This is a genomic window from Kitasatospora sp. GP30, from assembly GCF_029892145.1.
Taxonomy (GTDB): domain Bacteria; phylum Actinomycetota; class Actinomycetes; order Streptomycetales; family Streptomycetaceae; genus Kitasatospora; species Kitasatospora acidiphila.
In genome coordinates this window covers 67564-79560 of record NZ_JARZAH010000007.1, presented here as the reverse complement: position 1 = coordinate 79560, position 11997 = coordinate 67564, and the positions used below count along the sequence as shown (strand labels likewise).

The 11997-nt window shown below is 72.3% G+C and carries 12 protein-coding genes; 4 read left to right on the top strand and 8 right to left on the bottom strand.

Translation table 11 applies throughout. The annotated features are described in order from the left end of the window. Nucleotides 1–87: 87 nt before the first annotated feature. The 4 genes from P3T35_RS13660 to P3T35_RS13645 form a co-directional block, all read right to left on the bottom strand. Entirely contained in the window at nt 88–1014 is a 927-nt protein-coding gene (locus P3T35_RS13660) for an aldehyde dehydrogenase family protein (RefSeq protein ID WP_101381493.1), read from the bottom strand. Then, the gene (locus P3T35_RS13655; RefSeq protein ID WP_101381494.1) at nt 1007–2482 is read right to left on the bottom strand and encodes an aldehyde dehydrogenase family protein; all 1476 of its coding nucleotides are present in this window, start codon (nt 2480–2482) and stop codon (nt 1007–1009) included. Before P3T35_RS13655 ends, P3T35_RS13660 begins: the two co-directional genes overlap by 8 nt. Nucleotides 2483–2487: 5 nt before the next feature. Continuing rightward, nucleotides 2488–3474, bottom strand: coding sequence for a deoxyribose-phosphate aldolase (gene deoC / locus P3T35_RS13650; RefSeq protein ID WP_180356540.1), 987 nt, complete (start codon nt 3472–3474; stop codon nt 2488–2490). A 302-nt stretch (nt 3475–3776) separates the two neighbouring features. Continuing rightward, entirely contained in the window at nt 3777–4493 is a 717-nt protein-coding gene (locus tag P3T35_RS13645) for a G1 family glutamic endopeptidase (protein ID WP_101381496.1), read from the bottom strand. A gap of 243 nt (nt 4494–4736) precedes the next feature. Between P3T35_RS13645 and P3T35_RS13640 the strand changes: the two genes are divergently transcribed. Then, entirely contained in the window at nt 4737–5639 is a 903-nt protein-coding gene (locus tag P3T35_RS13640) for an aminoglycoside phosphotransferase family protein (RefSeq protein ID WP_101381497.1), read from the top strand. Nucleotides 5640–5675: 36 nt separating this feature from the next. Next, nucleotides 5676–6635 carry an SDR family oxidoreductase gene (locus P3T35_RS13635; RefSeq protein WP_180356541.1) on the top strand — a complete coding sequence of 320 codons (960 nt, stop codon included), beginning with the start codon at nt 5676–5678 and terminating at the stop codon, nt 6633–6635. Here P3T35_RS13635 and P3T35_RS13630 read toward each other — a convergent pair. Beyond that, nucleotides 6626–7636 carry a WYL domain-containing protein gene (locus P3T35_RS13630; protein ID WP_101381499.1) on the bottom strand — a complete coding sequence of 337 codons (1011 nt, stop codon included), beginning with the start codon at nt 7634–7636 and terminating at the stop codon, nt 6626–6628. The two genes, P3T35_RS13635 and P3T35_RS13630, sit on opposite strands and share 10 nt — an antisense overlap. Before the next feature lie 33 nt (nt 7637–7669). Further along, the gene (locus P3T35_RS13625) at nt 7670–8029 is read right to left on the bottom strand and encodes a hypothetical protein (protein ID WP_101381500.1); all 360 of its coding nucleotides are present in this window, start codon (nt 8027–8029) and stop codon (nt 7670–7672) included. Nucleotides 8030–8213: 184 nt separating this feature from the next. On the opposite strand from P3T35_RS13625, the gene P3T35_RS13620 reads away from it, so the two are divergent. Together P3T35_RS13620 and P3T35_RS13615 are read left to right on the top strand one after the other, a co-directional pair. Then, nucleotides 8214–8522, top strand: a complete 309-nt coding sequence (locus P3T35_RS13620; RefSeq protein WP_101381501.1) for a hypothetical protein — start codon at nt 8214–8216, stop codon at nt 8520–8522. 81 nt (nt 8523–8603) lie between these two features. Next, nucleotides 8604–9281: a PH domain-containing protein gene (locus P3T35_RS13615; RefSeq protein WP_101381502.1), complete on the top strand. Its 678-nt coding sequence runs from the start codon at nt 8604–8606 to the stop codon at nt 9279–9281. Between the two features lie 85 nt (nt 9282–9366). On the opposite strand, the gene P3T35_RS13610 is transcribed toward P3T35_RS13615, so the two are convergent. Both P3T35_RS13610 and P3T35_RS13605 read right to left on the bottom strand, forming a co-directional pair. Then, nucleotides 9367–11037, bottom strand: a complete 1671-nt coding sequence (locus tag P3T35_RS13610) for a phospho-sugar mutase (protein ID WP_101381503.1) — start codon at nt 11035–11037, stop codon at nt 9367–9369. 115 nt (nt 11038–11152) lie between these two features. Continuing rightward, the gene (locus tag P3T35_RS13605; RefSeq protein ID WP_101381504.1) at nt 11153–11974 is read right to left on the bottom strand and encodes a purine-nucleoside phosphorylase; all 822 of its coding nucleotides are present in this window, start codon (nt 11972–11974) and stop codon (nt 11153–11155) included. Nucleotides 11975–11997 lie beyond the last annotated feature (23 nt).

Sequence of the window (11997 nt, the reverse complement as noted above, 5' to 3'; positions counted from 1 at the left end):
GGGGGGGAGAGGCGCGGGCCCGTCGGCGGTCCGTCCGGGCCCCTGGGGGGATAGGGGCACGGGGGACGGACCGGTCAGGGGGAGGACCTACTGGCCCATCGGGTGCCAGACCGTCTTGGTCTCCAGGAACGAGAGTAGCCGGTCGGTTCCCGGAGCATTGGTCCAGTCCTGGGCCGCCGGGTCGACGGCCGGGCGCAGCACCCGCTTCAGGGTGTCCGCGGCCAGCTCCTCCAGGGCGGCCGCCGTGCCCGGACCGTCCGCGGCGATCGCGCCGGCCAGGTCGATGGCGTTGACGTCCTGGTGGGAGGCCAGCGTGGGGGCGATGTCCGCGGTGCGGCCGGAGATGAGGTTCACCACGCCGCCCGGCACGTCCGAGGTGGCCAGCACCTCGCCCAGCGACAGGGCGGGCAGCGGTGCGTCAGCCGCGGCCGCCACCACCGCGGTGTTGCCGGTGGCGATCACCGGGGCGAGCACCGAGACCAGGCCGAGGAAGGAGAACCCGTAGCCGGTCTGCGGGGCCACGATGCCCACCACGCCGGTGGGTTCGGGCACCGACAGGTTGAAGAACGGGCCGGCCACCGGGTTGGCGGCACCGGCGATCTGGGCCACCTTGTCGGTCCAGCCCGCGTACCAGACCCAGCGGTCGATCGCCTGGTCCACCAGCGCGGCGGCCTTCTTGCCGCCCAGGCCCTCGGCCGCGGCCACCTCGGCGGCGAACTGCTCGCGGCGGCCCTGCAGCATCTCGGCGACCCGGTACAGGACCTGACCGCGGTTGTAGGCGGTGGTCCCGGACCAGCCCTTGACGGCGGCGCGGGCGGCCAGCACGGCGTCCCGGGTGTCCTTGCGGGTCCCGAGCGGGGCGTTGGCGAGCCACTGGCCCTTTCCCGCCGCGCCGGCGGCTGATGTCGCAGTGGTCACCTCGTACACCCGCCCGCTCTCGGAGCGCGGGAACTTCCCGCCGACGTACAGCTTGTAAGTCTTGAAGACGTCAAGTCGCATGGCAGTCTCAGACATCGAGGTAGGCCTCCAGACCGTGCCGGCCACCCTCGCGGCCGTAGCCCGACTCCTTGTAGCCGCCGAACGGCGAGGTCGGGTCGAACTTGTTGAAGGTGTTGGCCCACACCACACCGGCCTTCAGCCGGTCGGCCATCCAGAGGATGCGCGAGCCCTTCTCCGTCCAGATGCCGGCGGAGAGTCCGTACTGGGTGTTGTTGGCCTTCTCCAGCGCCTCGGCCGGGGTGCGGAAGGTCAGCACCGACAGCACCGGGCCGAAGATCTCCTCCCGGGCGATCCGGTGCGCCTGGCTCACGCCGGTGAACAGCGTGGGACGGAACCAGTAACCGGCGGACGGGAGTTCGCACTCCGGCGCCCATCGCTCGGCGCCCTCGGCCTCGCCGGCGGTGGCCAGCTCGGTGATCCGGGCCAGCTGGGCGGCCGAGTTGATGGCGCCGATGTCGGTGTTCTTGTCCAGCGGGTCGCCGACCCGCAGGGTGGCCATCCGGCGCTTGAGGGCGTCCAGCAGCTCGTCCTGGATGGACTCCTGGACCAGCAGCCGGGAGCCGGCGCAGCAGACGTGGCCCTGGTTGAAGAAGATGCCGTTGACGATGCCCTCGACCGCCTGGTCGATCGGCGCGTCGTCGAAGACGATGTTGGCGGCCTTGCCGCCCAGCTCCAGCGACAACTTCTTGCGGGTACCGGCCAGTTGCTTGGCGATCGCGCGGCCGACCGGGGTGGAGCCGGTGAACGCCACCTTGTTGACGTCCGGGTGCGCGGTGAGCGCCGCACCGGTGCGGCCGTCGCCGGTGACGATGTTGACCACACCCTTGGGCAGACCGGCCTGGCGGCAGATCTCGGCGAACCGCAGAGCGGTCAGCGGGGTGGTCTCGGCGGGCTTGAGGACCACGGTGTTGCCGGTGGCCAGCGCCGGGGCGATCTTCCACGCCAGCATCATCAGCGGGAAGTTCCACGGGATGACCTGGCCGGCCACGCCCAGCGGCTTCGGGTTGGGACCGTAGCCGGCGAAGTCCAGCTTGTCCGCCCAGCCCGCGTAGTAGAAGAAGTGCGCGGCGACCAGCGGCAGATCGACGTCCCGGGTCTCCTTGATCGGCTTGCCGTTGTCGATCGACTCCAGCACGGCCAGCTCGCGGGAGCGCTCCTGGATGATCCGGGCGATCCGGAACAGGTACTTGGCGCGCTCGCTGCCGGGCAGCGCCGACCAGTCGGCGAACGCCTTGCGCGCCGCCTTGACGGCGCGGTCGACGTCTTCGTCGGTGCCCTGGGCGAACTCGGCGAGCACCTGCTCGGTGGCCGGGTTGACCGTCTTCAGCGCCTCGCTGCCGCTGGAGTCGGTGAACTGGCCGTTGATGAAGTGGCCGTAGGAGGTGGCGATGTCGCCGGCCGCGGCGGGCGACTCCGGGGCGGGGGCGTACTCGAACAGCCCGCTCTTGCGGACCGGCTCTGCGGCGTTCTTGTTCTTGGCCATGTTCCTCAGTCCACCGTCACGTAGTCGGGACCGGAGTACCGTCCGGTGGTCAGCTTCTGACGCTGCATCAGGAGATCGTTGAGCAGGCTGGAGGCGCCGAAGCGGAACCAGTGCGGGCTCAGCCAGTCGTCGCCCAGGGTCTCGTTGACCATCACCAGGTACTTCATGGCGTCCTTGGTGGTCCGGATGCCGCCGGCCGGCTTCACGCCGACCTGGATTCCGGTCTGCGCCCGGAAGTCGCGGACGGCTTCGAGCATCAGCAGGGTCACCGGGGGAGTGGCGTTGACGGCCACTTTGCCGGTCGAGGTCTTGATGAAGTCGGCACCGGCCAGCATCGCCAGCCAGGAGGCCCGGCGCACGTTGTCGTAGGTCTGCAGCTCGCCGGTCTCGAAGATCACCTTGAGGTGGGCTGAGGTGCCGTCGGGGCGCTTGCACGCCTCCTTGACGGCGGTGATCTCGTTGAAGACGTCCAGGTAGCGGCCGGAGAGGAAGGCGCCGCGGTCGATCACCATGTCGATCTCGTCGGCGCCGGCGGCCACCGCGTCGGCGGTGTCGGCCAGCTTCACCGGCAGCGCGGCCCGGCCGGCCGGGAAGGCGGTGGCGACCGAGGCGACCTGGATGTCGGTGCCCTTCAGCGCCTCCTTGGCGGTGGCGACCATGTCCGGGTAGACGCAGATCGCGGCGACGCGGGGGGCGGTGGGGGCGCTCGGGTCGGGGTTCCGGCCCTTGGCGCACAGGGCGCGCACCTTGCCGACCGTGTCCGCGCCTTCGAGCGTGGTCAGGTCGATCATCGAGATGGCCAGGTCGATGGCGTACGCCTTGGCCGTGGTCTTGATCGAACGGGTGCCGAGGGCGGCGGCGCGGGCCTCCAGGCCGACTTGGTCGACGCCGGGCAGGCCGTGCAGGAAGCGGCGGAGCGAGGCCTCGGACGCCGCGACGTCCTTCAGACCGCCGCCCGCAGCGCCGGGGGCATTGGCTGCAAGAGTGGACATAGTCACCAGAGCAGCATATCTACGCGCGTAGCCGATGGGTAGACGGGGGCGCCTTCGATGCGGGAACGAGATCTGGGCCCGGTGCGGTCGGCCGGACGGCTGACCGGGCCTTCTCAATCTCCGGGCGCTCGGATCACTGACCAGCGCGCCGTCAGCCGATATCGGACCCATTTGGAGCGGGGGCCGGCGTGGGTTCAGCCCTGATGTGAGGCGCCCGGCCCCATGACCGATTCCTTGGGTGCCGCGCAGAGCGCTTCAAGTTCCGTGCGCTGGGGCGGCTGTGCGCCCCAGCGCCGGTTCGGCTATTCCTGCAGGAACGTCTCGCTGAAGCTGGTGCCGCTGGAGCCGAGCGCGCTGGTGCGGGCCTCGTAGGCGCCGTTCGAGGGGTCGAGCGCGACCGGGTTGAAGGATCCGAGGGACTTGCCGTTGACGGTGGCCGAGCTGAAGTTCAGGGTGCCGAAGTTGGGGTAGGCCCCGGTTGGCGACTCGATGATGACCTCGGCGCTGGCCCGCGACGCGGAGAGGGACTTGGTGGTGGTGTAGGTCCAGCCGCGCGAGGAGTTGGTCAGCTTCAGGGTGTACCGGCTGCTCCCGGCGTAGGTGACCGAGGCGTTGATCACGTTGCCGGCCGACACCGGGTAGGAGCTCTGGCTCAGGTAGACCGGGTTCGCGGGGTACATCTCGTACCAGGCCTGGTCCACGGGGCTGCCGCTGGAGCAGTCGGTCGCGACGCCGGTCTGCTCCACGGTGGACGTGCCGTACCCGTCGATGCCGACCCAGGGGGCGTAGAGGTCGTTGGTGGAGTTGCAGGTGGCGTTCGGCTCGGTCCAGCTCGCCGAGACGGAGGTGAAGCCGCTGCCCGTGGCGGCGTAGCCGCCCCAGTTGTAGCCGTTGATGTTGTAGTGCAGGGGGCGGAACGACAGTCCCTGTGCGGCCGCCGCGGTGGTCGGCGCGACAGGGGCGGCGAGGGTGGTTGCCGCTGCCGCGAGGGTGGCGAGGCGTATCAGGAATCGGCGCATGCTGGCTCCTCTGTGGGGGACGATCAGGATGCTCGTGCTCCGACCCCAAGCCGGTGTGGGCGGCTGTGAGGCGGTGGCAGTACAGGATGGCCAACTGTCATGAGTAGGTCAAGGGCCTTGGCATTACTGAGTGTTGGCTGAATTGCCGTGCCAAGTCGAAGGCTTGACGGTGTTTGTGGGGTCTGGCTTCGAGCTACGCGAAAAGAAGTGGCGGCAGCGAGGCCTGAGCAGAAGGCTCGCACTGTGACACTTCACCAGAACGAGATCCGCGTCGATGAGACGGTCGTCCGAGCACTACTGCGGGAGCAGCGACCGGAGTTGGCCGATCTTCCCGTCTCCCCGGCGGGCGCGGGGACGGACAACCGGATGTACCGGCTCGGCGACGAGCTGCTCGTGCGGCTGCCGCGCACCCCGGGCAACGCGGAGGCGGTACGGAAGGAGCAGGCCTGGCTGCCGCGACTGGCGCCGCAGCTGCCCTGCCGCATCCCGGAGTTGGTGCACCGCGGTACGCCGGGGGACGCGTTCCCGCTGGCGTGGTCGGTGTACCGCTGGATCGACGGCGAGGTGGTCGGCCCGGGATCGGTCACCGACTGGCCCGCCTTCGGCACCGACCTGGCGGCGACCGTGCGGCGTCTGCATGCCGTCCCGCTAATGGGGGCCACGCGTGAGGGCGAGCTCAGCTGGTACCGAGGGGGTGACTTGCAGGCCTGCGACGGATGGGTCAGTCGCTGCTTCGACGAGTGCCGGGCGCTCGAGGGCCTGGACCTCGACATCGCGCAGTTGCACCACCGGTGGCAGAGCGCGCTCGCCCTGCCCGGGCCGTCCGGCGGCCAGGTGTGGCTCCACGGCGACCTCAAGCCCAGCAACCTGCTGGTCCGGCACGGCACGTTGCACGCCGTCATCGACTTCGGAGGCCTCTCGATCGGCTTCCCGGACGCCGAGCATGCGGCGGTGTGGGATCTGCCGGCGGCGGCCCGGCGGGCGTACCGGGACGCGCTGGACCTCGACGAGGCGACCTGGCTGCGGGCGAGGGCGTGGGCGATCGCCGTCGGGGTCAGCGGGGTGTCGTACTACTGGGGCACCTACCCCGAGTTCGTCGACGAGTGCCTGTCGCGGCTGCGGGCGATCCTGGAGGAGAAAGGGTGACGTGAACTGTCCCCTTTGAGAACCACCATGGGTGACATGGACAAGGACACCACCACCCAGCCCATCGCCCACGAAGGCCCGCTCGCCGGCCGGGTCGCGCTCGTCGCCGGCGCCACCCGGGGTGCCGGCCGGGCGCTCGCCGTCGAGCTCGGCCGTGCCGGCGCCACCGTGTACGTCACCGGCCGCACCACCCGGGAGCGCGTCAGCGAGGTCGGCCGGGCCACGGAGACCATCGAGGAGACCGCGGAGCTGGTTGCCGCAGCCGGCGGCACCGGTACCGCCGTACCCACCGATCACCTGGACGAGGAGCAGGTGCGCGCCCTCGTCGAGCGGATCGGCCGTGAGCGGGGGCGGCTCGACATCCTCGTCAACGACCTCTGGGGCGGCGAGCACCTGCTCGCCAACTCCGTCTTCGGCAAGAAGAGTTGGGAGACACCGCTGGCCGACGGCCTGCGGATCCTGGAGCTCGGGGTGCGCTCGCACGTGATCACCGCGGCACTGGCCCTCCCGCTGCTGGTCCGCTCGGACGCGCCGCTGCACGTGGAGGTCACCGACGGCACGGCGGGCTTCAACCGCCGCTACCGCGGGAACCTCTACTACGACCTCGCGAAGAACGCCCCGATCCGGATCGCCTTCGGACTGGGCGAGGAACTGGCGGACTACGGGGGCACCGCGGTCGCCGTCACGCCGGGCTTCCTGCGCTCGGAGCAGATGCTCGCCCACTTCGGCGTGACGGAGGAGAACTGGCGCGACGCCATCGCCCGGGAACCGGACTTCGCCCTCGCCGAATCGCCGTACTACCTCGCCCGCGCGGTCGCCGCGCTCGCCGCCGACCCGGACCGGGCGGCCCGCTGGAACGGGAAGTCCGCCTCCAGCGCGGAACTCGCCAAGACCTACGGCGTACGGGACGTGGACGGCAGCCGGCCGGACTGCTGGTCGTACTTCGAGGACGTCAAGTTCCGCGGGAAGGACGGCTCGGTGGACGACTACCGCTGATCCCCCGACTCCCCGCCGTACAACTCGGCGAGGGCCTGCGCGTGCTCGCGGAAGCGGGCCCGCAGGCCCGCCGGGGCCAGCACCTCCACCTCCGCACCCAGCCCGACCAACTGGGCGAAGGCGACCTCCTCCGACTCCACCGGCACATTGAGCGTGATCCGCCCGTCGGCGTCCGGCGCGGTCGCGGAGGCAGACGCCCCGGTCACGCCGGCCGGGTCCACCGCGGCGGGCAAACGGCGCAGCCCCTGCTCCGTCAGGCGCAGGGTGACGGTCGTGCGCAGCAGCGCCCGAGCAAAGGAGCCGGCCTGCGCCTGCCAGTGCGCGGCCAGGTCGAAGGACGGGTCGCGGGCGAAGGGTTCACCGGGAGCGGGGGAGAGCGCCGTGACGCGATCGACGCGGTAGGTGCGCCAAGCGCCGTCCGGGACCCGGCAGACGACGTACCACACCCCCGCCTTCAGGACGAGCCCGTACGGCTCCACCGGGCGGGTCACCACGCGGGGCGGCGCGCCGTCCCGGGCAGGGCGCGCATAGGCCAGCTCGACCGTGCGGTCGGACCACACGGCGCGGGCCAGCACCGGCAGCAGCTCCGGTGCCGACGGCTCGCGGAACCAGGCCGGGGCGTCGAGGTGGAAGCGGCGCGTCGACGACTCGGCCGCCGCGCGCAGCGACGGCAGCAGGGTGGCCGACAGCTTCAGCCGGGCCACCTCCGCCGCGTCCGACAGCCCGAGATCGCGCAGGGCCGTGGGCAGACCGGAGAGGTAGAGCGTCTCCGCCTCGGTGGGACGCAGCGTGGTGAGCCGGGTCCGGTAGCCCGGCGCCAGGTGGTAGCCGCCCGCCCGGCCGCGCTCGGCCCGGATGGGTACCCCTGCCTCCTGCAGGGCCTGCGCGTCACGCTTCACCGCGCGCGCGGACACCCCCAGCTCGCGGGCGAGGGCGGCAGCGGTCAGCCCGGGGCTCGACTGGACGAGGAGCGTCATGCGGATCAGGCGGGCGGCGCGCATGGCTCAAGGATCCCCTCGCCTCGAACGCGAGCGTCAGCCCTGCGGCCGCAGCCCCGCCAGGGTGCGCCGCAGCTCGCCGTACCCGCGCGGGGTGTGGAAGGCCACCTCCTGGCCGCCGCGCAGCACGGTCACCCGGTACGGGACCAGGCCGGTGAGCCGCAGTACGGCGGCGAACGGGGTGAGCAGCAGGCGGATCAGCCACTCGACCAGCCAGAGCGGGACCAGCACGGCGAGGACGATCAGGGCGGGCAGCGCCAGCAGGAACGAGATCGGATCCTGCCCGAGCCCGCCGGGGATGATGTCGTCGGCCCACTCCGGCTTGATCCGCCGGACGCCGGCCAGCCGGTGCCGCCTGATCCGCCAGCGGACGCCCTTCGCGTCTTTCCAGCGCATACCCGTGCCTCCCCGTTCCCCGTGTGTCGGCGGGTGAATATGCCAGAGGTATCGGACGCTTGTCTGCAAAACGCTCGAGAAAGCTCAAATCCCGCACAGATCCTGCGGGAGGGCGGATAACGACCAGCTTGACGCGGGTAGCGTCCACCTCAAGGGGAGGACCGCCTGCCGGGGAGGTGGCACCGTGTTCGAGTCGGCGCAGTGGCCTTTGGTCTGGGCCGGGTTCCTGCTGATCGCCGTGAGCGTTCGGCTGTCGGTGACGGTGCGGGCGCACCGGCACCGGCGGCTGCGGGCGGAGCGGCGGCCCAGCCATCTGGAGTGGCTGCCGGGTCTGGCCGGCCTGATCGCGGTGGTGGACGACGGACCGCGGGTGCTGCGGGCCGACGGCACGGTGCTGGCCGTGACCGGTGAGCTCGCCAGGATCGCGGGTGCCGGGGTGCTCGTCCTGGCGCTCTACGGGGCCATCGTGCTGGTCCGGCGGCCGAGGGGCTGACCGGAAGGTTGCCGGGTTGCGGCCGAACGGTGACCAGTGCGTCCCCGGGTAGCACGGGACCCATGGGGCAGAATCGTCACCATGACCGAATCCGACGGCACGCCCGACCCGGGCACTGCCGCCCCCGCCGACGAGCCGAAGTACGCCGACCAGGTCTTCCGCTCGATGCCCGGCATCATCTCCGGCGTCATGCTGCTGCTCGTCGCCGGCTGGCTGATCGTCGACGCGATGGTGAGCAGCACCGGGAAGACCCCGTGGGTCGCGCTGGCCGCCGCTCCCGTGTTCGCCTTCCCGGTGATCGCCTACACGCTGCGCCCCGCCGTCACGGCCGGGCTCGACCGGGTGGTGATCCGCAACCCGCTGCGCACCGTCACCGTGCCGTGGGCCGAGGTGGAGGGGCTGCGCGCCGGGTACTCGGCGGAGCTGCTGGCCGGCGGCCGCAGCTTCCAGATGTGGGCGGTCCCGGTCTCGCTGCGCCAGCGCAAGAAGGCCAACCGGCGGGTGGCGCGCAGCGCCGCGGAGGGCGACCCGCGCGCCAAGCTGGCGGCCGAGGCCCGCGCTCGCCGCGGTGCCGTGCCCGGTGCGCCGGACCCCAACCGCGCCTGGTCCGACCAGGTGGTCGACCTGCTGCGCGAGCAGGCCGAGCGGAACGCCGTCCGCCCGAGCGCCAAGGGCGAGATCACCGTGGCGTGGTGCTGGTGGGTGATCGCCCCCACCCTGGCCGGGCTGGTGGCCCTGATCACCCTGCTGTCCGTCTGAGACACGGATCCGAGACACCGGAACGCAGAGCGGCCCGCGTCCCCCGAAGCTCGGGGCACGCGGGCCGCAGCCGTCGTACCGGGGGTCAGATCCCCGCGGCCACCGCGAGGTCCCGCTTGAGCGCGCCCAGCAGCTCGGCGGCCCGCTCCCGGGCGCCGGCCAGCTCAGCGGCCGAGCCCACCGGCAGCACGACCTCCAGGTAGCACTTGAGCTTGGGCTCGGTCCCGGACGGCCGGACCACGATCCGGGCGCCGCGCACGGCCTCGCCCGCCAGGTAGTAGCGCAGCCCGTCGGTGGGCGGCAGGTCGGCACTGCCCGCCGTCAGGTCGTCGGCCCGGGTGACGGTCAGGCCGGCCAGCGCGGTCGGCGGCTGCTCGCGCAGGGTGCGCATCGCGGCGGCGATCAGCGACAGGTCCTCGACCCGCACCGACAGCTGGTCGGTGGCGTGCAGGCCGTGGGTCAGCGCCAGCTCGTCCAGCAGGTCGGTCAGGGTGCGCCCGTCCCGCTTGAGGCCGGCGGCCAGCTCGGCGACCAGCAGCGCGGCGGTGATGCCGTCCTTGTCCCGGACGCCCTCGGGGTCGACGCAGTAGCCGAGCGCCTCCTCGTAGCCGTAGCGCAGGCCGTCGGCGCGGGAGATCCACTTGAAACCGGTCAGGGTCTCGGCGTACCCGAGCCCGGCGGCCTCGGCGATCCGGCCGAGCAGGGTGGACGAGACGATGGTGGTGGCGAAGGTGCCCTTGGCCTGCTTGGCGGCCAGCGCGGCGCCGAGCAGCGCGCCCACCTCGTCGCCGCGCAGCATCCGCCAGCCGGTCGGGGCGGCGGCGTCCGGCACGGCCACCGCGCAGCGGTCGGCGTCCGGGTCGTTGGCGATCACCAGGTCCGGGCCGGCCTCGGCGGCGGTGGCGAAGGCCAGGTCCATCGCGCCGGGCTCCTCCGGGTTGGGGAAGGCCACGGTGGGGAACTCCGGGTCCGGGTCGGCCTGCGCGGCGACGACCGTCGGCGCCGGGAAGCCGGCCTGCCGCCAGGCGGCCAGCAGGGTGTCCCGGCCGACCCCGTGCAGCGGGGTGTAGACCACGTTCAGGTCGCGCGGACCGTCCGCGTCCAGCACGGTCGCGGCCCGGGCCAGGTAGGCGTCGACGACCTCGTCGCCGAGCAGCTGCCAGCCGTCGGCGGCGAGCGGGGCGTCGGACAGCGAGCCGATGGCGTCGATCTCGGCGGCGATCGCGGCGTCGGCCGGGGGCACGATCTGCGAGCCGTCGCCCAGGTAGACCTTGTAGCCGTTGTCCTGCGGCGGGTTGTGGCTGGCCGTCACCATCACGCCGGCCGCCGCGCCCAGGTGGCGGATCGCGAAGGCGAGCACCGGGGTGGGCAGCGGGCCGGGCAGCAGCGCGGCGCGCAGGCCGGCGCCGACCATCACCGCGGCGGTGTCCCGGGCGAAGTCGTAGGACTTGTGCCGGGCGTCGTAGCCGACCACCACGAGGTCACCGGCCCCGCCGGCGCGCAGGTACCCGGCCAGGCCGGCGGCGGCCCGGATCACCACGGCGCGGTTCATCCGCATCGGGCCGGCGCCGAGCTCACCGCGCAGGCCGGCGGTGCCGAACTGCAGCCGGTCGGCGAACCGCTCGGCCAGCTGCTGCCAGTCGTCGCCCGCCTCGGCGGCGGCCAGCAGGGCGGCCAGCTCATCGCGGGTCTGGGGGTCGGGGTCCTCGGCCAGCCACTGCTGGACCCGGGCCTTGAGGTTGGTGGTGTCGGCCATCGCTCACTCCGGAATCAGAGGATCGTCGATCAGAGGATCGTCAAGAGGATCAGAGGATCATCAGAAGACAGGAAGCGGCCCGGGCGCGTGTTCGCACCCGGGCCGTGGTGGAACGTCAGATCCGCTCCAGGACCTTCGCCAGCAGCTCGCCCATCCGCTCGGCGGAGGCCTTGCCGGCCTCCAGCACCTCTTCGTGGTTGAGCGGCTCGCCGGTGATGCCGGCGGCCAGGTTGGTGACCAGCGAGATGCCCAGCACCTCGGCGCCGGCCTCGCGGGCGGCGATGGCCTCCAGGGTGGTGGACATGCCGACCAGCTCGCCGCCGATCACCCGGGCCATGTTGACCTCGGCCGGGGTCTCGTAGTGCGGGCCGCGGAACTGCACGTAGACGGCCTCGTCCAGGCTCGCGTCGACCTCCTTGCAGAGGGCGCGCAGCCGCTTGGAGTACAGGTCGGTGAGGTCGACGAAGTTGGCGCCGACGATCGGGGAGTCCGCGGTCAGGTTGATGTGGTCGCTGATCAGCACCGGCTGGCCGGGCTGCCAGCCCTGGCGCAGGCCGCCGCAGCCGTTGGTGAGCACGATGGTCTGGCAGCCCGCCGCGGCGGCGGTGCGGACACCGTGCACCACGGTGGCCACGCCGTGGCCCTCGTAGTAGTGGTTGCGGCCGAGGAAGATCAGCGCGCGCTTGTCGCCAATCTTCACGGAGCGGATCTTGCCCGCGTGGCCGGCCACGGCGGGGGCGGGGAACCCGGGCAGCTCGGTAACGGGGAATTCCGCCACCGTCTCGCCGAGGGCGTCGGCGGCCGGCACCCAGCCGGAGCCCATCACGAGGGCGACGTCGTGGCGCTCGGCGCCGGTCAGCTCGCGCAGCTTCGCTGCGGCGGCCTGAGCGGCGGCATAGGGGTCGGCGGACACGGCGGTCTGAGGAGAAGCGTTCACACGGCCGAGGATAGACAAGAAAA